Raw genomic sequence first — 22,137 nt, forward strand, 5'->3', positions numbered from 1 at the left:
GCTGCAGGGCGGAAAGGCGCCCCTGTTCCCCGGCGTCCGCCGAGGATCTGGGCGGGGTCGGCGACAGCGGTCCGCCGTCTCCGCACGGGGGCGGTCGAGGGACAAAAAACGCCATATTTTTACAGCTCCTCTGACTATATTGGGAAGGAGACCCAGTTGGGCGTTCACAGCAAAAGGAGGAGATCGGGTGAACGAGAGGATGAGCGGCGAGGCGCTGCTGGCGGCGGCTGCCCGGGGGGTCAAGGGGGGGCTGGTCCGGCTGCAGCTGGGACAGGCCAGGGTCCACTGGTCGCCCGACGGCGGATTTCTGGCCCTGCTGGACTGCGCGCCGGAGGCCTTTGCCCGCGCCCAGGGAGAGGACCCCTGGTTTTTCCTGGGGGCCCAGGGGCGGCGGTTGGCCGCCCGCAAACTGGCCCGGGCCCGGCGGGCGGGGTGGGTGCAGGCCGATTTTCCCTGCTACACCCCGGCGGGCCAGTTGCGCTGGCTGCGCTGGTGTGGGGTGCTGGAGGCCCCGCGCCGCTGGCGGTTTTTCTGCCTGGACGTCGGCCGCTGGCGACAGATGCAGCGGGAGCTGGAGGGGGAGCGGGAGCGGCGGCAGGTGCTGCTGCGCTGCACCGACGGGCTGGCCTTCGAGTACGACGGGGCGGAGGACGTGATGACCTTCTGCGACCGCCGCCCCGGCCGGGCGGGGGGCGGCATCTGGCGGGCGGAGGGCTATCTGGCCGCCCTGAAAGAGAGCGGCTGCCCCGGGACGGCGGCCTTTGCCGCCATCTGCCGGGGGGAGAGCGCCGGCCCCGCCGAGGTGCAGCTGGAGGGGCGGGCCTTCCCCGGCCACGAGGGGGGCTGGTTTTCGGCCTCCGGTGCACCGGTGGAGGGCCCGGGGGGCCGCACCTGCGTGCTGGGGGTGCTGCGGGACATCAGCGCCCACAAAAGGGAGACTCAGAAGCTGCGCTCCCGCTGCTGCCGCGACCCCATGACAAGGCTCTACAACAAGCTCTCCACCGCCGAGGCGGTGGACGGCTACCTGCAGAGCCCCTGCCGGGGCGGCTCCGGCGCCCTGCTGCTTATCGACCTGGACGACTTCAAGGGGGTCAACGACCGCTACGGCCACCAGTTTGGCGACGCGGTCCTCACCGAGGTCAGCGCCCGGCTGCAGGCCAACTTTCGCGCCACCGACATTGTGGGCCGGGTGGGGGGCGACGAGTTCGTGGTCTTTATGAAGGACGCCGCCGCGCCGGTGGTGGGGGAGACGGTGGAGCGCCTCTGCCAGCTGCTGGAGCGGGAACTGCCCTCCCGCCGGGGCCTCTCGGTGCGGGGGAGCATCGGCGTCGCCCTCTGGCCCCGGGACGGCGCCAGCTACGAGGCCCTCTTTGCCGCCGCCGACCGGGCCATGTACGAGGCCAAGCGGGCGGGGAAGGACCGCTACCGGATGGCCGCCGGGAACCCCGCCGCCCCCGTCGGCGGGGGCGCAAAGGGGGAGGTCGGCTGCCCCCTCTGCCTGGGGCGGCTGCTGGAGCGGGCGACGGCCGCCCCCACCCCGGAGGAGGGGGTGCGCCGGGTGCTGGCCGATCTGGGGGATGCCCTGGGCGCCCACCGCACCTACTTTGTCTGGAAGGGGGAGATCCCCCTGCACGTCTGGACGGCCCCCGGGGTGGCCGCCGATCTTCCCGAGGGGCCGGCGGCGCCCGCCCTTCTCGACCGGGAGGAGTTGCAGCCCTACTACGACCCGGCCGCCGGGCTGCTCTACTGCCCCGACGCGGCGGCCGCCGCGGAGAGCGCCCCCCGCTTTGCCGCCTTCTGCCGGGCGCGGGGGGCCCGGGCGGTGCTGCAGTGCCGCGTCAGCGGCGGCGAGCGCCTGGGCCTTTTGGGGGCCGAGGTCAACGGCGCCCGGCGCTACTGGAACAAGGAGGAGGTCGCCCTCCTCAAGGGGGCGGCCCGCATCTGCCAATTGCTGCTGTGCTAGGGGCGGTCCAAAATCGCCCGCTCGCCGGCCTTTGCGAATGCAAAGGCCGGCTTTTTTTGGTGGAAACACAACAAATTTTGTCTATAAATGGCCACTTCCAATTGTAAAGATTGGAAGATGATGATATGATAATAGAAAAATCGGCTGTCTCTGCCCGCTGGGCAGGGACGAGCGGAACCGGCGCTGTGTCCGGGTGGGAGCGCCCCGCCCCGCCGAGAGGAGAGAGTACTGTGTCAAAACAAGGAAATTGTCGTTCCCGACGCGGCCTGCGGGCAGTGGCTTTGGTGCTGAGCGTCGCCCTGGTCTCCCTGGGGATCTTCACCGGCTGCAAGGACAAAAACCACGGCCTGAAAAAGGACAGCCCGGTCTCCATCTCCATCTGGCACTACTACAACGGCGCCCAGAAGCAGATGTTTGACGAGATGGTCACCGAGTTCAACGAGTCGGTGGGGGCCGAAAAGGGGATCGTGGTCCAGGCCTACAGCCAGGGCAGCGTCAACGACCTCACCGCCAAGGTGATGGACGCCATCGACAAGAAAGTCGGCGCCGAAGAGGTGCCCGACGTCTTTGCCGCCTACGCCGACACCGCCTACGAGATCAACCGCCGGGGGATGGCCGCCGACTTGAGCCAGTACCTCACCGAGGAGGAGCGGGACAGCTATGTCTCCGCCTACCTGGACGAGGGGGCCTTCAGCGAGGAGGGGAGCGTCAAACTCTTCCCCACCGCCAAGTCCACCGAGGTGCTCACCCTCAACAAGACAGACTGGGACAAATTCGCCGCCGCCACCGGCGCCAGCGAGGAGGACCTCGTGACCTGGGAGGGGATCTGCAAGCTGGCCAAGAGCTACTACGAGTGGACCGACGGCCTCACCCCGGAGAAAAACGACGGCAAGGCCTTCTTCGGCCGGGACGTGATGGCCAACTACTTCATCATCGGCAGCATGCAGCTGGGGCAGGAGCTGTTCTCGGTCGAAAACGGCCAGGTCACCTACAACCTGGACAAGGCGGTGATGCGCCGCCTCTGGGACAACTACTACACCCCCTATGTCAGCGGCTACTTCGCCTCCATCGGGCGCTTTCGCAGCGATGACGCCAAGACCGGCGACATCATCGCCCTGGTGGGCTCCACCAGCGGCAACACCTACTTCCCCACCGCCGTCACCCTGTCTGACGGCAGCAGCTACCCCATCGACGCCAAGACCTACGCCCTCCCCAACTTTGAGGGGACCAAGCCCTATGCGGTGCAGCAGGGCGCGGGGATGATGGTCACCAAGAGCGACGAGACCCGCGAGTACGCCGCCACACTGTTTTTGAAGTGGTTCACCGAGAAGCAGCAGAACGTCCGCTTTGCCATCGGCTCGGGCTACCTGCCGGTGAAAAAGGACGCTAACACCGCCGAGGCCATCGGCGAGGCGGTGGCGAGTTCCCCCGAGCCCATCTCCGAGCTGATGGAGGAGACCCTCCTCACCGGGGTGGAGATCACCCAGAACTACACCCTCTACACCAACGAGGCGTTTGAAAACGGGACCGAGGCCCGGGCCGTGGTGGAGAAGTCCCTCCAGCAAAAGGCCGTCGCCGACCGCGAGGCGGTAAAGGCCCTTTTGGACGGGGGCAGCACCCTGGCCGACGCGGTGGCCCAGTACGACACCGACGAGAACTTCGAGAGCTGGTATCAGGACTTTTCCGCCCAGCTTGCGGCGCTGTAAGCGGGGCGCAGCCACCTGAACGGGGAAGGAGGTGAGGGAATGAAGGCCGGTCGCAAAAGGGGCGGGCGCACCATCTTGCAGAAGATGCTGATCCCGGTCACCGCCATCGTGTTGGCCCAGGCGGCCCTCTACGCCGTGGTGTTTTTACAGGGCGGCGTCCTCTCCCACACCGACGCCAACGCCTACGACATTTTGGGGGAGCGCACCATCAACCGCCAGCTCTACCTGGAAAACGAGATGATCCACCGCTGGTCCAACGTCAAGGAGCACGAGACCGCCATCCTCTCCTCGGTGGAGGAGACCCTAAAGGACCGGGGCACCACCCTGGGCGACATCGCCACCGACGCCGCCCTCAACGCCCAGATCCTCGACGGCCTCTCCGACAGTTTGGTCTACATGCTGCGCAAAAACGGGGTCACCGGGGCCTTCGTCGTCCTGGACGGCGTGGGGGTGCAGGGAGATGAGAGCGGCCAGTCCAAGGCGGGCCTCTACCTGCGGGATTTGGACCCGGTCAACAACTCCTCCGGCGTCTCCGACATCCTCATGGAGCGGGGGATGCCCACCACCTCCCGGCGGATGGGGATCCCCCTGGACAGCTTCTGGCGGGCCGACTTCCTCTTCACCGGGGAGGAGGGGCGGGCCGACGAGCAGTTCTTCCTCGCCCCCCTGAACGCCGCCCGGGCCAGCACCAACCGTGAGAGCAGCAACTTCGGCTACTGGAGCCCGGCCTTCTCCCTCTCCGACCAGGACGGGCAGGTCATCACCTACTCCATCCCTCTCATCGCCTCCGATGGCACCGTCTTTGGGGTGATGGGGGTGGACATCACCCAGAGCTACCTCACCTCCCTCATGAACTACGAGGAGTTGGGGGTGGACCACAGCGGCGCCTACATCCTGGCGATCACCGACAGGGAGGGGCAGCAGTTTCAGACGGTCTTTGCCAGCGGCTCCCTCTACCAGGTGAAGTTTGGCGTCAGCCAAGAGATCGCCGGGAAGAAGAGCGAGCACAAAAACATCTCCACCTTCACCCGCGCGGGGGAGGGGGGGAAGAGCGACCTCTACGGCAGCGTGCAGCCCTTTTCCCTGTACAACACCAACACCCCCTTTGTCGGGCAGCAGTGGGTGCTCATCGGCCTCTGCGAGGGGAAGACCCTGCTGCAGTTTTCGCACCAGATCCGCCAGATCATCTACCTGTGCACGGTGGCGGCCCTTCTGCTGGGCATCCTGGGGGCGGTGCTGGCCTCGCGGATGGTGGCAAAGCCCATCACCGCCCTGGTGCAAGACCTCAAGCGCAGCGACCCCAACAAACCCATCAAGCTCAAAAAGCTGGACATCGAGGAAATCGACCAGCTCACCATCTCCATCGAAAACCTCAGCAACGCCGCGGCCGAATCGGCCTCGAAGTTCGGGCAGATCATCTCCACCACCAACATCCCGGTGGGGGTGTTCGAGTACAGCGCCAAAGCGCCCTCGGTCTTTTGCAGCACCAACATCTTCCCCATCCTGGGCTGGCCCTCGGAGGAGCAGGTGGAGGGCCGGCTCCCCCGCGAGGTCTTTGAGCGGCGGATGAGGGAGCTGCAGGAGTGCCTGGTGGAGGACGGGGAAGAGGGGCTCCTCTACCGGTTGCCCTCCAGCCCGGAGGGGGAGCGCTGGGTGCGCCTGACCTTCCTCAGAGAAGAGGGACAGATCCTGGGCGCCATCACCGACGTCAGCAAGGACATGGCCGAAAAGCGGAAGATCGAGTACGAGCGCGACTACGACATCCTCACCAACCTCTACAACCGGCGCGCCTTTGCCGCCAACATGGAGCGGCTCTTTGAGACCCCCGAGGTGCTGGGCACCGCCGCCCTTTTGATGTGGGACCTGGACAACCTGAAATTTGTCAACGACAACTACGGGCACGACAGCGGCGACCGCTATATCGAGGCCTTTGCCCGCTGCCTCTCGTCCTTCCTCTCAGAACAGAGTCTGGTGGCCCGCCGCTCCGGCGACGAGTTCTACGTCTTCCTCTACGGCTACCAGAGCAAGGAGAAGATCCGCCAGATCATCCGCAAGGTCTGGACGCAGATCGGGCACACCACCTTCCCCCTGGCGGGAAAGGACTTCAAGATCCGGGTCTCCGGCGGGCTGGCCTGGTACCCCGACGACGCCTCTACCTATGAAGAGCTCATCCGCTACGCCGACTTTGCCATGTACAGCGTCAAGCACAGCGAAAAGGGCAGCATTCAGGAGTTCGAGCGCACCTCCTACCAGGCCGACTCCTTTTTGGTGCGCGGCCAGGAGGAGCTCAACCGCCTCATCGACCACCGGCTGGTGCGCTTTGCCTACCAGCCGGTGCTGGAGGTGGCCACCGGCAGCGTCTACGGCTACGAGCTGCTGATGCGCTCCCAGGTGGAGGCGCTGCGCAGCCCGGTGGACGTGCTGCGCATTGCCAGGGCCCAGTCCAAGCTCTACCAGATCGAGCGCCTCACCTGGTTTGAGGCCATGGCCTCCTTCACCCAGCAGGTCAAGGCCGGGCGGGTCGGCCCGGGCGAGCGGGCCTTTATCAACTCCATCGCCAGCCAGAGCCTCACCGGTTCGGACATCACCGCCCTGGAGGACCTCTACGGCCCCTACCTGGCGCGGGTGGTGCTGGAGATCACCGAGCAGGAGCCCTGGGACAACGAGCGCACCCGCTTCAAGATCCGCACCGCCAAGCGCTGGGGCGGCCAGCTGGCCATCGACGACTTCGGCTCGGGCTACAACAGCGAGTCGCTGCTCATCTTCCTCTCGCCGGACATCGTCAAGGTGGACATCACCATCGTCCACGACATCGACCGGGACGGCGACCGGCTGAGCTTGCTTGAAAACCTGCTCTCCTATGCCCACAGCCGGGGCATCAAGGTGTTGGCCGAGGGGGTGGAGACCCGCGCCGAGATGGAGACCCTGGTCTCCCACGGGGTCGACTACCTGCAGGGCTACTACATAGCCCGCCCCCAGCTGGAGGTGGCCCCCGTCGAGCCGGACATCCTCCGGGCGGTGCAGGCGGCCCGGGAGAAAATGCAGTAGATGACCCCTTTGCAAACGGGGCGGCTTTGGCCGCCCCGTTTGGTCACAGTCGGGCCCTCGCAGATGCAAAGTGGTGACAAAACCGCAGAGTGGCGCGGTTTTTGGGCAATATTTTCCACCCGCTTTTTTGCGCGAAAAGGGGCGAAATGGCAGCGCTTTCCTTGTAAAGAGGGAGGATCTGTGCTACAATTGGGAACCGTCTAGAGAAATCATTGCGGGGCCTTGCGCCCCTTTCCCCCGCGGGGGTCTGTGAAAAGAGGAGGAGAGCGGCGATGTTCAAAAAGATCGTGTCGGCGGCGGTGGCCTGTGCCATCCTGCTGGCCTTCAGCAGCTGCGGCGTCGACAAGAGCGCCGAGGGCAGTTCCGGCGGGCAGGAGGGCATTGCCCTGGCTGTGAACCGGATCGACACCAAGGAGTACATGGCCGCCCTCTCGGCCGACCTGGAAGAGGCGATGGCCGCCGAGGCCCAGGCAGCCGAAGAGGCCGAGGCCCAGAGGGCCGAGGAAGAGGCCGCCAAGCAGCGGGAAGAGGCTGCCGCCAAGGCCAAAAAGGCGGCGGAGGAGGCCCAGAAGGACACCAGCAAGTACAAAAACGACAGCGCCCACAGCTACGAGGACCCGGGCAAGCAGGACAACCAGAAGCAGGAGAGCGAGATCGAGGACTCGGTGGTGGTCCCCCCCACTCCCGCCCCCACGCCCACTCCTGAGCCCGCCCCCGACAATGGCGGGGAGGGGAGCAGTTCCGGCGGCAGCAGCGCGCCTGCGCCCGAACCGGCCCCCACCCCGGTGCTCAACGGCTGGCAGGTCATCGGCGGCAAGACCTACCTCTACATCAACGGCAACCCCCTCACCGGCTGGCAGACCCTCGAGGGCATCAAGTACAAGTTTGACAACAGCGGCGTCCTCAAGAGCCGCTGGGGGGTGGACGTCTCCAAGTACCAGGGCAATGTCAACTGGAGCGCGGTCAAGGCCGCGGGCTGCTCCTTTGTCATGATCCGGGTGGGCTACCGGGGCTACGGCACTGGCGCCATCGTCGAGGACCCCTATTTCCGCCAGAACATCGCCGGGGCCAAGGCCGCGGGGTTGAAGGTGGGCGCCTACTTCTACACCACCGCCATCAACGCCGAGGAGGCCGCCGAAGAGGCGGGCGTGGCCGCAGGCATCATCCGCTCCACCGGCTACAGCCTGGACTACCCCCTGGCCATCGACATCGAGTGCAGCCAGGGCCGGGTAGAGGGAATGACCAAGGCCCAGAACACCGAGGTGGTCAACGCCTTCTGCGCCGCCACCAAGAGCCTGGGGTACCAGACCATGGTCTACGCCAACAAGAGCTGGCTCTACAACAAGCTGGATACCAGCCAGTTCGGCAGCTATAAGATCTGGCTGGCCCACTACACCAACCAGACCGACTACTCCGGCCGCTACAACATCTGGCAGTACACCAGCGGCGGTTCGGTGCCGGGCATCCCCGGCAAGGTGGACATGAACGTGGAACTGCTGTAAATTTGCCTACATAATCAAACACAGGGTGCGGCCTGCCGGCCGCAGGGAAAGAGCGCCAGGGGAGACCGCGGGGTTTCTCCTGGCGCTCCTCTCTGCGCCGCCGCCCGCCCCCGGGAGAGGAGCGCCAAATGGATACGCCGATCTTTTAAGAGCCTGTCATCCCGCCATTCCCTTGAAAAAGGAGGTCGTCTTTTGATGCTGGCTCCCATCTGTCAGATTGCATAGCAGAGGCTATTGCAATCTCCCCAAAAATTGCTGAAATAGCCTCTGCACCCCCGATTTTATCAAAATCAGGAGATGCAAGATGAGCTATTTTCCCCTTTCGGGGACCTTTCGGATGGTCCCCACCGACACCTACACCATTGTGCGCGGCTGCGCGGGCTGTGGCGGCAAGAACACCTACCGCTGTGCGGACAGGTTTCGCGTCAACGCCAACGGCAAGCGGCTGGACGTCTGGCTGATCTACCGCTGCGAGCGCTGCAAGCACACCTACAACCTGCCGGTCTACTCCCGCGTCTTGCGGGAAGCCCTCTCCCCGGAGGAGTACCGGGCCCTGCTGGCAAACGATCCCGCGGCCGTGGCCCGCGTCGGGCGGGACCGCGCCCTCTTTCTCCGCTGCGGCGCCCAACTGGGGGGCGAACTGCCCTACCGGCTTTCGCGGCTGCCCGACCGGGTGGGGGAGGAGGGGCTGTGGGTGCAAAACCCCGGACGGATACGGGTCCGCCCCGACAAGCTGCTGTCCCAGTGCCTGGAAATCCCCCGCGCCCGGGCCAAGGCGCTGTTGAAGGGCGGCGAAGTGGTCGCCGAGGCGACAGAGGGCGGCTGGCGGTTCACACCCGCCCGCTGACCTGTTATATAGAGAGAGGCGTCCCGAGGGCCTGTGCCCCGGGACGCCTCTCTCTTTTCCGTCCGCCTCGCCGCCCCTCAGCCCTTGAGCCCGCGGGACTGGCGGTCCATGTCCTCGATGACGATGTCGAATATCTCCCCCAGGGAGGCGCAGTATTCCAGCACCTTCCAGGGCTCGTTGGTGTGAAAGTGGATTTTGACCAGGTCTTCGTCCCCCACCGCCAGCAGGCAGTCCCCCTGAAAGTGGTCGGTGAAGTAGTCGTTTATCTCGTCCTCGTCCAGGTTTTCCCCTTCCAGCAGCAGCTGGGTGTCGTATTTGAATGTGAGCACGGCAGGGCCCTCCCTCTTGTTTTTTCTGTCTCTATTTTACCCGTTTTGACCCCCTTTTGCAAAGGGCCTTGGCCGCCTTTCCCAAAGCGGGGAGGGCGGTTCGCCGAGCGGGAGGGGCGACCGGCTCTCTCCCCTTGCCGGACAGGCGGAGGGGAGGCGCCGGGCTCGTTCGCCTCCCCTCGCCCCGCCGATCGCGCGGTTTCCCTGGCCGCCGGCGGGGCCTTTTGTGCCGATTCGGCCCGTCGTTCGCGGGGGCGGGGCCGCCGCCTCCCCCCTTGCACTCTGTTGGGGAGCAGCTGCCCCGAGGGGTCAAAGCGGTCCCCGCCCCCGCCCTTTCCCCCTGAAAGGCGGGGCGCGCTGTCCGGCAAGGGCCTGAGAGCGGAAGGAAAAGGAGGATTTTTGTTGTTTTACTGATTTAAAATGGGAAAAGCATTTGCAAATGACAGCTGTTTTTGTTACACTGTAAAAAAATAACCCTTTTGAAAATTCGGTGAGAGTGACGTTCCCCTCAGCCGAAGGGTTTTTCGCGCCGTATGGCGATTGGGAGGACAGGAATTCGCAATGAAAAAAGAAAACAGGACCGTTTTTCGGAGGGAGCAGCTGGCCAAAGGGAGACGGATCAACGCGGTGTGCACCGTCTGCCTGGTTGCGATGATGCTCCTCTACCTGTTGATGACCATCGTCAGCTCCGCCCAGCTGGCGGCGCAGACCGACATCATCTCCGAGCACCCCTTCGAGGTGGTCATCTCCGCCGGCGACGTCAAGCTTTACCTCTCTGAGATGCAGGTGCGCACCGAGCGGCTGCTGCGCTATCACGGGGCGGCCGAGGTGGATGCCGTCCGCCAGGAGCTGGACGGGCTCTACACCACCCTGCAGCAGCCCCTGTCCCGGATAGAGGAACTCTATCTGGGCGGCGAGGAGGACACCCGACGCCTGAAAGGCACCCTGGAAAAGGTGCGGGTGGAGCAGGAGGCGTTTTTGGAGTACGCCGCCCGCGACGACACCGAAGAGGGAGAGATCGCCGCCTACAGCGCCGAACACCTGACCCCCCTCTACCGGCAGGCCACCGACGAGGCGGAGAGGCTCATCGCCGTCGCCCAGGAAAAGAAGGTGGGCTATGGCGAAACGGCGACCCGGTTGCGCCGAACCACCCTGGTGGGGTCGGTGCTCCTTATTTCCGCCATCGTGGGGGTGTTCCTCTTCTCGCAGCGGCTTTTGCGGCGGCAGCGGGACGAGTTGGCCTACCGAGGCCGCCTCTTTGACGACCTCTCCCGCAGCATCGACGACGCCTTTGTCATCCGCGACGCCCGCACCGGCGCCGTCCAATACAGCTCCCTCAACCTCGAGCGGGTGCTGGGCCTCTCCTTTGAAGGGGGGGACGCCCCTCACCACGGCCTCACTGACCAGGATGTGGGGGAGATCCGCCAGGCCGTTCGGGCGGCGGACCAAAAACCGCCGCAGGGCGACATCCTCTTTGAAAAGATGCTGGACTACCGCAAGCCGGACGGGGAACACCGCTGGCTGCTGCTGCGCCTCTACCGGGTCGAAGGGGCCGACGCCCCCCAAATCATCTCGGTCCTCTCCGACCGCACCGAGGAGGTGCGCTCCCGCCAGGCATTGCGGGACGCCATGCTCACCGCCGAGCGGGCCAGCTCGGCCAAGAGCGACTTTCTCTCCCGCATGAGCCACGAGATCCGCACCCCCCTCAACGCCATCATCGGCATGACCACCATCGCCGCGGCCTCGGCGGGGGACGCCTCCCGGGTGGAGGACTGCCTGCAGAAGATCAATTTCTCCTCCAAGCACCTGCTGATGCTCATCAACGACGTGCTGGACATGTCCAAAATCGAGAGCGACAAGATGACCTTGCAGGAGGAGCCCTTTGACATCTTCCAGCTGGTCAACGGCTTTGTCTCCACCATTTACGCCCAGGCCAAGGGCCGGGGGTTGGAGTTTGGCGAGACCATGGAGGGGTTTGGCGACCAGGCCATCTACCTGGGCGACCCCCTGCGCCTCAACCAGATCCTCCTCAACCTGGGCTCCAACGCGGTCAAGTTCACCGAGCCGGGGGGCAGCGTCCGCCTCAAAGTCTCTCGGGTGGCCGCCAAGTCCGGAGCGGATGTGGTCCGCTTTGCCGTCACCGACACCGGTATCGGCATGTCCAAAGAGGCGGTGGAGCGCATCTTCCAGCCCTTTGAACAGGCCGACGCCACCATTGCCGGCCGCTTTGGCGGCACCGGGCTGGGGATGTCCATCACCAAAAACCTGGTCTCCCTCATGGGGGGCAAAATCCGCATCGACAGCGAACCGGGGAAGGGCACCACCTGCGAGGTGGACATCCCCCTGCGCCGCGGAAAAGAGCGGTTGGAGGAGCCCGACTTTGGCGACCGGGGCCTCTGCGCCATGGTGGTGGACGACGAGCAGCAAGTCTGCGAGCAGACCTCCACCCTGTTGGAAAAAATCAGGATTCGGACCGAGTGGCGCCAGTCCGGGGCCGAGGCGGTGGAGCGCATCGGGGAGGCCCACCGCAGCGGCTGCGACTTTGACCTCTGTCTGGTGGACTGGAAGATGCCGGGGATGGACGGCATCGAGGTGACCCGCCGCATCCGCCGCGAGGTGGGGGACGAGCTGCCCATTGTCATGATTTCCGCCTACGACATCTCCGAGGTGGAGTGGGAGGCGCGGGAGGCAGGGGTCAACGGCTTTTTGCCCAAGCCCCTCTACCGCTCTTCGGTCTACACCGCCATCCGCGAGGCGGTTTCCGGCCGCAGCGGCCCTGTCCGCCGCAAGCCCACCTCCGCGGAGAAACGGCCCCTGGTCGGCCTGCGCCTGCTGGTGGCCGAGGACAACTCCCTCAACCGGGAGATCGCCGAGGAGCTGCTGCGGATGAACGGGGCCGAGGTCGTGGGGGTGGAGAACGGCGAAGAGGCGGTGGAGGCGTTCCTGGCTTCCGACCCCGGCGCCTTTGACGCCATCCTGATGGACGTGCAGATGCCGGTGATGAACGGCCACGAGGCCGCCCGGCGCATCCGCCTATCCCAGCACCCGGTCGCCGGGAAGATCCCCATCATCGCCACCACGGCCAACGCCTTTGGCGACGATATCTCCGCGGCCCTGGCCGCCGGGATGAACGCCCACGTCAGCAAGCCGCTGGACATTGACCAGCTCTGCCGGGTGCTGCTGGAATGTGTGCAAAAAAATCGCTAAGATCTGGGCGGCCGTGTCTGTCGCCGGGTGAAGCCTAAAAAAACAGAGCCCTTGGGGCGGCCGTTTTGGCCGCCCTTTTTTGGTGGGGAAAGCGGTGGCGATGGGGCGGGGGGAAAATCGCTCCCCACAGCGCGGGAAACAGCCCTCGGGCTGCGCTTTCGAATTGCGGAGGGGGAGGGGCGGCGCGGCCACGGGGCGGGGGCAGCCAAACAAGGGGGTGCCCCTGTAGAGGGAAGGGCTGGTTTGAGCTGGGGCTTTCAATGACAAAGGGGACCGAGACGGGGACGCGGCTGGCTATTGCCTGCTTAATGGAGATCGGCGGCATCCCGCAGCATTTGTCAGTCAAGCGGCTGTGAAGGCAGGGGGAAAAGCCGAAGTGATTGCAGGACAGGGGAGTTGAACAGAGTTGGTTTTTCTCTGGTGCGGTGCCGCTGCCAAACGGCTGAAGGGGGAAGGGAAAGCCAACGCAATTGCAAGATGGGTGACGGTGGGATGAGAAGTTGTCCCCATGCTGTGGGGAAATAGCCTATGGGCCGCGTTTTTAGAATGCGGAGGGGGAAACAACAGAAGGGAGGCCGATGCCGATTTCCCACTTGAGAGGGCTTGGCGACGCCCATACCACTGCCAGTCAAACGGCCGGAGGGGGGAGAGGGCGGACGTGATTGCAGGGACAGGGGAGTTGAACAGAGTTGGTTTTTCTCTGGTGCAGTGCCGCTGCCAAACGGTTGAAGGGGGAAGCCAACGCAATTGCAAGATGGGTGACGGTGGGGGGAGGAGTTGCCCCCATGTTGTGGGGAAACAGCCTATGGGCCGCGTTTTTAGAATGCGGAGGGGGAAACAGCAGAAGGGAGGCCAACGTTGATTTCCCCACTTGAGTGGGCTTGGCAACGCCCATATCACTGCCAGTCAAACGGCCGGAGGGAGGAGAGGGCGGACATGATTGCAGGACAGGGGAGGTTGAAAAGAGTTGGCTTTCTCTGGTGCGGTGCCGCTGTCAAACGGCTGAAGGGGGAAGGGGAAGCCAACGCAATTGCAAGATGGGTGACGGTGGGATGAGAAGTTGTCTCCATGCTGTGGGGAAATAGCCTATGGGCTGTAGTTTTAGAATGCGGAGGGGGAAACAGCAGAAGCGAGGCCGATGCCGATTTCCCACTTGAGAGGGCTTGGCGACGCCCATACCACTGCCAGTCAAACGGCCGGAGGGGGGAGAGGGCGGACGTGATTGCAGGACAGGGAAGGTGAACGCCGTGGCTTCAAAAATGCGGAGGGGGAAACAACAAGCGCTCGCCTCTGGCGCTGGCTGCCGACCTGAAGGGGACGATCTCTTTTGGCGCTACAGGCGGCCAAAGGGGGGAAAAAGAAGCCACAGAGCAGGGGGGCGAGTTGGCATCCCCCCTGCGCACGGCGCGCGCCAACCTGGCAGAGCAACAGTGCGCAAACCACTTTTAGCTGTGACAAGCGGGCAGCGCGGGCGACGGATGACCTGTGCTTCCCTTCGGTGGTCGGGAGATGACAAGGGAAAATCAGAGCGTGAAAAAGAGCGGGTGCCGGCGGCAAAAACTATGAGCCAAGGCAGCGGTGGGAGCCGCGAGGTGTTTTCCCGCTGCGGCCGCGGGAGGGCCCCATCGAGAGGCAGTTATCCACAAGGCGGCCTCTGTCCCCTCTGCCTGCGGAGCGGGGCTGCCGGACAGGCCGGAGAAAGGTCGAACAAAGCGGGGAAATTCCCCCTTGCAAATATTTTGACATCAAAGTATAATGGTAGAAAACGGAAGGGGGAGCATGTGTGGAGAGGGAAGCGACGAATCGCGCCAGCTGGAGCCGGGACGACACCGTCAGCCGCATCAGCCGCACCCGGGCGGCGGCCAACGCCTTTTTGCAGGCCCGCCTGGCCCAGCTGGGGCTGGGGGGGCTGGCCACCTCCCACGGCGAGATCCTCACCGCCCTGTTGGCGCGAGGGGAGATGCAGATGGGCCAGCTGGCCGGCTGCATCGGCCGCGACCCCTCCACCGCCACCGCCCTGGTGAAGAAGCTGGCGGCCCTGGGCTACCTGCAGACCCGGCCCGCCCCCCACAGCAGGCGGGCGGTGCTGGTCTCCCTCACCCCCCAGGGGCGGGCGCTGGAGGGGGCCTTTTCGTCCATTTCACAGCAGTTGCAGGAGAGCTACCGGGCGGGCATCGACGAGGGGGAGCTGGCGGTCTTTCGCCGGGTCCTCTCCCAAATCGAGGAGAACCTGCGCCGGGCAGTAGAGGAGGAGTAAGAGTTGAAAGAGTACACAGGAGAGAAACGACTGCAGGCCGCCGCCGGAAACGGGGAGGCGCGGGGCGTCTACAAGGTGGGGGAGCGGGTCTGGTTTATCGCCGGGTTCGGCGCCAGCAACGCCACCCTCATCGAGGGGGAGCACAGCTGCACCCTGGTGGACAGCCTCAACGACAGCAAGATGGCCGAGCTGGCCCTGGCCGAACTGGGGGAGCTGCTGGCGGCAAAGCCGGTGGAGACCCTCATCTACACCCACCAGCACCCCGACCACACCGGTGGCGCGGGGGTGTTGGCCGCCGGCGCCCGCCAGGTGATCGCCCGCCGCCCCGACGTGCCGACCTACGGCCGCAGCGGGCAGCTGGGCCGGATCGGCGGGCTGCGGGGGGACCGCCAGTGGGGCTTCTCCCTCACCCCGGAGGAGGCCATCTCCATGGGGGCCGGCCCCCTGGGGGAGCGGGGCGGCAAGCCCTGCCCTCTGCCGGTGACCCGGTGGATGGAGGGGGCGGAGCTGGCCCTCGACCTGGACGGGGTGCCCGCCGTCCTCCTGGCCGCCCAGGGGGAGACCGACGACCAGACCTACCTCTGGCTGCCTGAGGACAGGGTGGTCTGCTGCGGCGACAACTACTACCAGTCCTGGCCCAACACCGCCCCCATTCGGGGCGGCCAGTACCGGGACGTGGCCGCCTGGGTGCGCTCGCTGGACAAACTGCTGACCCTCCCGGCCGAACACCTGCTGCCCGGCCACACCCGGGCGCTCCACGGGGCCATCGCCATCCGGGAGGAGATCGCCCTCTACCGCGCCGCCCTCTCCTGGGTGCTGGACGAGACCCTGCGGCTGCTGGACGAGGGGCTCTCCTTTGACCAGGTGGCCGCCGCCGTCGCCCTGCCCGAGCGGTGGCGGGGCCAGCCGGCCCTGGACGAGTTCTACGGCTCGGTGGCCTGGACGGTGCGGGGCATCTGCGCGGGCTATCTGGGCTGGTTTGACGGCGACCCCGCCGGCCTCTTTCCCCTGGCCCCGGACGACCGGGCCCAGCGGGAGGTGGCGCTGATGGGCGGCGCTGAGCGGGTGGCCGCTGCCGCCGCCCAGGCGCTGGCGGAGGGGGAGTGCCAGTGGGCGCTGGAACTCTGCCAAACACTCCGCCTCGCGGGGGAGGAGAGGGGCGACTCCCTGGCCACCTGCCGCCAGGCCCTGACCGAGCTGGGCCGGCAGGCTGAAAACGCCTGCGCCCGCCACTACTTCCTCACCTGCGCCCAGGAGTTGGAGGGGTAGCGCGCGCCCTCTGCATTTGCGCGAAATTTGTTGACATTCCACCCGACAGTTGCTATACTAGGTTCGATCAAAAAGAACTGTGTCCTGTCACGGCTTTCTTCGATCCCCCTTTGCTGCGGTGTCAACGAAAGGCTAAAAACGACCGCCACTTGTGGGGGTCGTTTTTTTGTGTGCAGGGCGCGAAAGAAAAGGAGTGTCTATATGGAGCAAACCAATCTCAAAGAGAACAAGATGGGCAGCATGCCCCTGCCCAAACTGATTTTCAGCATGTCTCTGCCGGCCATCTTCTCCATGCTGATCCAGTCGCTTTACAACATCGTCGACAGCATGTACGTGGCCCAAATCGGGGAGAACGCCCTCACCGCGGTCTCCCTGGCCTTCCCCATTCAAACCCTGCTCATCGCCGTGGCGGTGGGCACCGGCGTCGGCTGCAACTCGCTGATTTCCCGCCGGCTGGGCGAGCAGCGCCACGACGTGGCCTCCCAGGCCGCCAGCCACGGCCTGGTGCTGGCCCTTCTCTCCAGCGCGGTCTTTGCGCTGCTGGGCTTCCTCTTCGTGAAGCCCTTCTTCGCCGCCTTCACCGGCGACGCCGAGGTGCTGCAGATGGGCTGTGACTACGGCTACATCGTCACCATCCTCTGCTTTGGCTCCTTCGTGCAGATCGCCTGTGAAAAGATTTTGCAGGCCACCGGCAACATGATCTACCCCATGATCTTTCAGCTCATGGGCGCGGTGATCAACATCGTCCTCGACCCCATCCTCATCTTCGGCTACTTTGGGCTGCCGGCCATGGGGGTCAAGGGCGCGGCCATCGCCACCGTCGCCGGGCAGATCATCGCCATGTTCTTCAGCGTCTACATCCTCCTCACCAAGGACCACGAGATCCACATCACCTTCAGGGGCTTCAAGTTCCAGGGCAAGGTGGTGGGGGACATCTACAAGGTGGGCTTCCCCTCCATCATCATGCAGTCCATCGGCTCGGTGATGATGGTGGGTCTCAACGCCATCCTCACCAGCTTCTCGGGGGCGGCAGTCTCCATCATGGGGGTCTACAACAAGCTGCAGTCCTTTGTGTTCATGCCCATCTTCGGCCTCAACCAGGGGCTGATGCCCATCATGGGCTACAACTACGGCGCCCGCAACAAAAAGCGGCTGATGGGCACCCTGAAGATCGGCATGGGGGCGGCCTTTTCCATCATGGCCCTGGGCACCCTGCTCTTCAACTTCCTGCCCACCCAGCTGCTGGGGATGTTCAACCCCTCGGCCGAGATGAGCCGCATCGGCATCCCGGCCCTGCACATCCTCTCCATCTGCTTCCTGCCGGCGGCCTACTCGATGATTCTCTCCACTCTCTTTCAGGCCACCGGCCACGGCACCAGCAGCCTCTTCACCTCGGTTTTGCGGCAGTTGGTGGTCATCCTCCCCCTGGCTTTCCTCCTCAGCCGCGTCTGGGGGGTCACCGGGGTCTGGGCGGCCGTACCCCTGGCGGAGATCGCCGCCATCATCGCCAGCACTGTCATCTTCCGCAGCATCTACAGCAGCGAGATCCGCAACCTCGACGCCGCCCCCCTCTCCGCCGAGCGGGAGCAGCCCCAGGGCTAGATCGGCCGCTCGCTTCCCCGCAAAAGGACCCGTTTCCGGGTCCTTTTTTGTTTTTTTTCTCGCCGCCAAAACTGGAAAAATGTTTCTGTGCCCCCAGAACGCCCCTTTCAAGGGCGGGGGAAGCGGCCTTTTGGCGCTGACGGGCGGGTGAGCGCGCGCGGTTTCCCCCGCCTTTTTGCATCTTGCCCCCGGCAGGGCGCAGGTGACCCGCCCCCGCCTTGAGCCGCGGGGCCAAACATGGTAGGATGAAACCCGGAGCGAAAGGGGAGAACTGATTTTGAAACTCATCATCGAGCAGTCGCTGGAACTGGCCGAGCCGGAGATCACCATCCGCTGCGGCCTCATCGACGAGCCGCTGCGCCGCCTCATCGAACAGGTGCGGCTCTACTCCTTCTCCATCACCGGGAGGAGGGGGGAGAGCAGCCGCATTTTTCGCCTGGAAGAGGTGTTCTACTTTGAGTCGGTGGACGAGCGCACCTACCTCTACTGCGAAAAAGAGGTCTACGAGTGCGACCCCAAGCTCTACGAGTTGGAGCGGCAGCTGGAGAACACCGCCTTTGTGCGGGTCAGCAAGAGCTGTATCCTCAACACCGCCCGGCTCGAAAGCGTCCGCGCCCTGGCCGGGAGCCGGATGGAAGCCAAGTTGGAAAACGGCGAGTCGGTGGTGATCAGCCGCCACTACCTGCCGGCCTTTAAAGAGAAATTCGGCCTGTAAAGGAGGGAAGACGATGTCGACATTCAAGCAGTATTTCACCTATGACTGCATTTCCTACACCATCTTGATGATGATCGAGTGCACGCTGGCAAGCGTGCAGGGCCACCGAGAGGGGATCGACGCCAACGTTGCCATCCAGATGTTTTTGATGACCAGCCTCATCTCGGTGGTGATGTTCCTCACCGACAAGATCCAGGTCGCCAGCTTCCCCCTGCGCGCCCTCATCGACGTGGCCGACATTGCCCTGGTGGTCTACCCCCTGGGGCTCTGGTGGGACTTTTTCGAGGCGGACGCCTTCACCCTGGTGGGGATCTTTGTGGTCATCCTGACGGTCTACGCCGGGGTGGTGGGGATCTCCCTCATCCGCGCCAAGAGCGACGAGGGGAAAATCAACCGGGAGCTGCGGGCCCGCAGGGAGAGAGGAGAAAAGCGATGAGCGAGATCATCGAGGTACAGGGGCTGAAAAAGCACTACGGCCCCATTGAGGCGGTGCGGGGGATCGACTTTTCGGTCCGCCGGGGCGAACTGTTTGCCTTTTTGGGGCAAAACGGGGCCGGCAAGTCCACCACCATCAGCATGCTGACCACCCAGATCGCCCCCGACGGGGGCCGGGCCCAGGTGGACGGCTGCCTGCTGGGGCGGGAGAACGGCGCCATCCGCCGCAAGATCGGGGTGGTCTTTCAGGAGAGCCTGCTGGACGACCTGTTGAGTGTAGAGGAAAACCTCCTCGCCCGGGCGGCCCTCTACGGCCTGCGGGGGGAGCGGGGGAGAGAGGCGGCCCGGGCGGCCATGGCGGCGGTGGGGGCCCTCGATTTGAGGGGTCGCCGCTACGGCCGGCTGTCGGGCGGCCAGCGCCGCCGGGCCGACATCGCCCGGGCCCTGGTGCACCGGCCGGAGATCCTCTTTTTGGACGAGCCCACCACCGGCCTTGACCCCCAGACCCGCAAGGCCGTCTGGGAGACGGTGCGCGCCCTGCAGCGGGAGGGGGGGATGACCGTCTTTCTCACCACCCACTACATGGAGGAGGCCGCCCAGGCCGACGCGGTGACGGTCATCGGCGACGGGGCGGTGCTGGAACAGGGCACCCCGGGGGAGCTGAAGGCCCGTTACGGGCGGGACAAACTCTACTTAAGTCCCCGGGACGCCGACGCCCTGGAAGGGGTGCTCCGGCAGATGGGCCTTGCCTACACCAAGCCCCGCCGGCGCTATCACCTGGCGCTGGGGAGCACCCTGGAGGCCATCCCCATCCTCGAGCGGTGCCGGGACCTGCTCGACGGGGCCGAGCTCATCGGCGGCACCATGGACGACGTGTTTTTGCAGATCATCGAAGGGGGGGAGCGGCCGTGCTAGCCATTGCCAGAAGGAATGTGAAACTCTTTTTCAGGGACAAGGGGGGCGTCTTCTTCTCCCTGATGTCGGTCTTTATCGTCCTCGGCCTCTACGCCCTCTTTCTCAAGAGCACCATCCTCGGCGGGGATCTGGCGGCGCTGGAGGGGGCCGGGCGGCTGGTGGACAGCTGGCTCATCGCCGGGGTGCTGGCGGTGGCGGCGGTCACCACTACCCTCTCGGGCTACGGGGCGATGGTGGAGGACCGGGCCCGCGGGGTGGACCGGGACTTTGCCGTCTCCCCGGCCAGTTCGGGGGCCCTGTTGGGGGGCTATATCCTCAGCGCCCTGGCGGTGGGGCTGGTCCTCTGCGCGGTGACCTTTGCGGCCGGGCAGGTCTACCTGGTGGTCGCCGGGGGCAAACTGCTCCCCCCCTTGCAGATGGCCCAGGCCCTGGGGGTCACCGCCCTCTCGGTGGCCGCGTCGGCGGCCATGCTCTACTTTCTCACCCTCTTCATCAAGACCCAGAACGCCTTTACCGGGGCCTGCACGGTGGTGGGGACCCTGGTGGGCTTCCTCACCGGCGTCTACATCCCCATCGGGACCCTGCCCAGCGCGGTGCAGGTGGTGGTGAAGTGCTTTCCCCCCACCCACGGCGCGGCCCTGCTGCGGCAGATCTTCACCGCCGGGCCGATGGAGACCACCTTTGCCGGGGTGCCGGCCGGGCTGGTCACCCAGTTTAAAGAGGAGATGGGCATCTGCTTTGCCTGGGACGGGGGGACCTTCCCCGTCTGGGGGCACCTGGCGGTGCTGGTGGGGAGCGCGGTGCTCTTTGCCGGGCTCTCCCTGCTGGTGAAATGGTGCAGGAGAAGATAGAAAAAGGCGCCGGGCAGGGAACCCCCCTGCCCGGCGCTCTGGGTGAAAAAGCCCCGCTTGCAGTGGGGGAGCGCTCTGCGAGCGGAGAAGTGGTGTGAAAAGCGCCCGGTGAGGAGACTCACCGGGCGCTTTTGGCGGGGCGGGGGGTCACCCCCAGATCCCCAGGTGGTCCAGCAGGATCTTGGTGCCCATGGCGATGAGGACGATGCCGCCGCAGAGCTCCGCCCGGGACTTGTACTTGGCGCCAAAGACGTTGCCCACCTTGACCCCGACAAAGGAGAGCAGGAAGGTGATGACGCCGATGAAGCTGACGGCGGGGACGATGTTCACCTGCAAAAAGGCGAAGGTGATCCCCACCGCCAGGGCGTCGATGCTGGTGGCCACCGCCAGGGGGAGCATGCTCTTGGGGCCAAAATCCCCTGCCGGGCACTCCTCCCGGCGGGACTCCCGCACCATGTTGAAGCCGATGAAGGCCAGCAGCACAAAGGCGAACCAGTGGTCAAATTGGGTGATGAGGGAGGCGAACTGCCGCCCCAGCAGGTAGCCCACAAGGGGCATCAGGGCCTGAAAGCCGCCAAAGTAGAGCCCGGCGATGAGGCAGTGCTTGGCCCCCGCCCGCTGTACCGAGAGCCCCTTGCAGATGGAGACGGCAAAGGCGTCCATCGACAGCCCGACGGCGATGACAAAAAGTTCCCACAAACTCATGTTTTCTCCTCCTCGCGCGGGGTCAGTTGAGACAAAAAAGACCCACGGCACCGCCCGGCCCCCCGGTTTTGGGCGGCCGCGCGATCCCGTGAGTCTCGTTTTTTAAGGCAGGCCAGGTCTGCGGGCGCAGACCAGCGTGTTGACATGCCAGCGCACCGGGTGCGCCCACTACTCCCCCACACAATCAATTGCCCTTCAAAAATAGCATTAATCCCCAGAATTGTCAACGATTTTGCCGATGGCCGGCAAAAAATCCCCCAGACCGCCCTTGACAGGAGGGATATCCGTGTTAAAATAGTTCTTGTTTGAACTGTTCTATAAAGAACTTTTAAAAGGGGGAAGGGCCGTGTTCTCTTCGACAGACGCCCTCAAGGTGGGGCAGGCCTTTGCGCGGGGCTACAACCGGGCCCTCAGCGGAATGGCCGAGGAGTGGGGGCTGAGCCGGGCCGAGGTGGACGTGCTGCTCTTTTTGCAGAACAACCCCGGCTGCAACACCGCCAGAGAGGTGGTGGAGCTGCGGGGGATGGCCAAGTCGGGGGTCTCCAAGGCGGTGGACGCCCTGGTGCGGCGCGGCTACCTGGCCGCTGCGCCCGACGGCAGGGACCGGCGGGTGGTGCGGCTGGAGTTGCTGCCCGCCGCCCGCCCGGCGGTGGAGGCGGGGTGCGCCGCCCAGGCCGCCTTTTGGGAGAAACTCCGCCGGGGCATCTCTCCCCAGGAGGGGGCGGTCATGGCGGCCGTCTTCGCCAAGCTGATGGACAATTTGAATCGCTGCTGAAAGGGGCATAC

16 protein-coding genes are annotated in these 22,137 nt (G+C 65.2%); 14 read left to right on the forward strand and 2 right to left on the reverse strand.

The window, feature by feature from the left end:
• Positions 1-187 precede the first annotated feature (187 nt).
• The 5 genes from KQI11_RS09735 to KQI11_RS09755 all read left to right on the forward strand — a co-directional run bounded on the left by KQI11_RS09735 (position 188) and on the right by KQI11_RS09755 (position 9,066).
• Positions 188-1,963 carry a sensor domain-containing diguanylate cyclase gene (locus tag KQI11_RS09735; RefSeq protein ID WP_216401983.1) on the forward strand — a complete coding sequence of 592 codons (1,776 nt, stop codon included), beginning with the start codon at positions 188-190 and terminating at the stop codon, positions 1,961-1,963.
• A 230-nt stretch (positions 1,964-2,193) separates the two neighbouring features.
• On the forward strand, positions 2,194-3,669 hold the full coding sequence (locus KQI11_RS09740; protein ID WP_353653965.1) for an extracellular solute-binding protein: 1,476 nt from the start codon (positions 2,194-2,196) through the stop codon (positions 3,667-3,669).
• Positions 3,670-3,708: 39 nt separating this feature from the next.
• Positions 3,709-6,717: an EAL domain-containing protein gene (locus KQI11_RS09745; protein ID WP_216401985.1), complete on the forward strand. Its 3,009-nt coding sequence runs from the start codon at positions 3,709-3,711 to the stop codon at positions 6,715-6,717.
• Between the two features lie 272 nt (positions 6,718-6,989).
• Positions 6,990-8,219, forward strand: a complete 1,230-nt coding sequence (locus KQI11_RS09750) for a glycoside hydrolase family 25 protein (RefSeq protein ID WP_216401986.1) — start codon at positions 6,990-6,992, stop codon at positions 8,217-8,219.
• A gap of 304 nt (positions 8,220-8,523) precedes the next feature.
• Positions 8,524-9,066, forward strand: coding sequence for a DUF1062 domain-containing protein (locus tag KQI11_RS09755; RefSeq protein ID WP_216401987.1), 543 nt, complete (start codon positions 8,524-8,526; stop codon positions 9,064-9,066).
• Between the two features lie 77 nt (positions 9,067-9,143).
• Here KQI11_RS09755 and KQI11_RS09760 read toward each other — a convergent pair whose 3' ends face one another.
• Positions 9,144-9,395, reverse strand: coding sequence for a fatty acid kinase subunit FakA-related protein (locus KQI11_RS09760; RefSeq protein ID WP_021661325.1), 252 nt, complete (start codon positions 9,393-9,395; stop codon positions 9,144-9,146).
• A 561-nt stretch (positions 9,396-9,956) separates the two neighbouring features.
• Between KQI11_RS09760 and KQI11_RS09765 the strand changes: the two genes are divergently transcribed.
• From KQI11_RS09765 to KQI11_RS09800, 8 genes are all read left to right on the forward strand, one after another.
• Complete coding sequence (locus tag KQI11_RS09765) at positions 9,957-12,602, forward strand: hybrid sensor histidine kinase/response regulator (protein WP_216401988.1); 2,646 nt, start codon at positions 9,957-9,959, stop codon at positions 12,600-12,602.
• A 1,783-nt stretch (positions 12,603-14,385) separates the two neighbouring features.
• Entirely contained in the window at positions 14,386-14,859 is a 474-nt protein-coding gene (locus tag KQI11_RS09770) for a MarR family winged helix-turn-helix transcriptional regulator (RefSeq protein WP_216401989.1), read from the forward strand.
• Between the two features lie 3 nt (positions 14,860-14,862).
• Positions 14,863-16,128, forward strand: coding sequence for an alkyl sulfatase dimerization domain-containing protein (locus KQI11_RS09775; protein WP_216401990.1), 1,266 nt, complete (start codon positions 14,863-14,865; stop codon positions 16,126-16,128).
• Between the two features lie 201 nt (positions 16,129-16,329).
• Positions 16,330-17,730, forward strand: coding sequence for an MATE family efflux transporter (locus KQI11_RS09780; protein ID WP_185916536.1), 1,401 nt, complete (start codon positions 16,330-16,332; stop codon positions 17,728-17,730).
• Positions 17,731-18,007: 277 nt separating this feature from the next.
• On the forward strand, positions 18,008-18,445 hold the full coding sequence (locus KQI11_RS09785; RefSeq protein ID WP_021659061.1) for a LytTR family DNA-binding domain-containing protein: 438 nt from the start codon (positions 18,008-18,010) through the stop codon (positions 18,443-18,445).
• 13 nt (positions 18,446-18,458) lie between these two features.
• Positions 18,459-18,881, forward strand: a complete 423-nt coding sequence (locus KQI11_RS09790; RefSeq protein WP_216401991.1) for a DUF3021 family protein — start codon at positions 18,459-18,461, stop codon at positions 18,879-18,881.
• Positions 18,878-19,795 (forward strand): ABC transporter ATP-binding protein, encoded by a 918-nt coding sequence (locus KQI11_RS09795; protein WP_216401992.1) that lies wholly within the window; start codon positions 18,878-18,880, stop codon positions 19,793-19,795. The genes KQI11_RS09790 and KQI11_RS09795 overlap by 4 nt, the downstream gene beginning before the upstream one ends.
• Positions 19,789-20,646: an ABC transporter permease gene (locus KQI11_RS09800; protein WP_216401993.1), complete on the forward strand. Its 858-nt coding sequence runs from the start codon at positions 19,789-19,791 to the stop codon at positions 20,644-20,646. The genes KQI11_RS09795 and KQI11_RS09800 overlap by 7 nt, the downstream gene beginning before the upstream one ends.
• A gap of 147 nt (positions 20,647-20,793) precedes the next feature.
• Here KQI11_RS09800 and KQI11_RS09805 read toward each other — a convergent pair whose 3' ends face one another.
• Positions 20,794-21,351 (reverse strand): manganese efflux pump MntP, encoded by a 558-nt coding sequence (locus KQI11_RS09805; protein WP_216401994.1) that lies wholly within the window; start codon positions 21,349-21,351, stop codon positions 20,794-20,796.
• Between the two features lie 346 nt (positions 21,352-21,697).
• Here KQI11_RS09805 and KQI11_RS09810 point away from each other — a divergent pair, with 346 nt between their 5' ends.
• Positions 21,698-22,126, forward strand: a complete 429-nt coding sequence (locus tag KQI11_RS09810; RefSeq protein WP_216401995.1) for a MarR family winged helix-turn-helix transcriptional regulator — start codon at positions 21,698-21,700, stop codon at positions 22,124-22,126.
• Positions 22,127-22,137 lie beyond the last annotated feature (11 nt).

This window comes from Acetanaerobacterium sp. MSJ-12 (assembly GCF_018917875.1).
Taxonomy (GTDB): Bacteria; Bacillota; Clostridia; order Oscillospirales; family Ruminococcaceae; genus Bittarella; species Bittarella massiliensis.

Excerpts from the sequence above, each read along its gene's own strand:
- KQI11_RS09755 (WP_216401987.1), top strand. The coding sequence starts at position 8,524 with ATGAGCTATTTTCCCCTTTCGGGGACCTTTCGGATGGTCCCCACCGAC.
- KQI11_RS09805 (WP_216401994.1), bottom strand. The coding sequence starts at position 21,351 with ATGAGTTTGTGGGAACTTTTTGTCATCGCCGTCGGGCTGTCGATGGAC.
- KQI11_RS09795 (WP_216401992.1), top strand. The coding sequence starts at position 18,878 with ATGAGCGAGATCATCGAGGTACAGGGGCTGAAAAAGCACTACGGCCCC.
- KQI11_RS09750 (WP_216401986.1), top strand. The coding sequence starts at position 6,990 with ATGTTCAAAAAGATCGTGTCGGCGGCGGTGGCCTGTGCCATCCTGCTG.
- KQI11_RS09765 (WP_216401988.1), top strand. The coding sequence starts at position 9,957 with ATGAAAAAAGAAAACAGGACCGTTTTTCGGAGGGAGCAGCTGGCCAAA.
- KQI11_RS09790 (WP_216401991.1), top strand. The coding sequence starts at position 18,459 with ATGTCGACATTCAAGCAGTATTTCACCTATGACTGCATTTCCTACACC.
- KQI11_RS09745 (WP_216401985.1), top strand. The coding sequence starts at position 3,709 with ATGAAGGCCGGTCGCAAAAGGGGCGGGCGCACCATCTTGCAGAAGATG.
- KQI11_RS09780 (WP_185916536.1), top strand. The coding sequence starts at position 16,330 with ATGGAGCAAACCAATCTCAAAGAGAACAAGATGGGCAGCATGCCCCTG.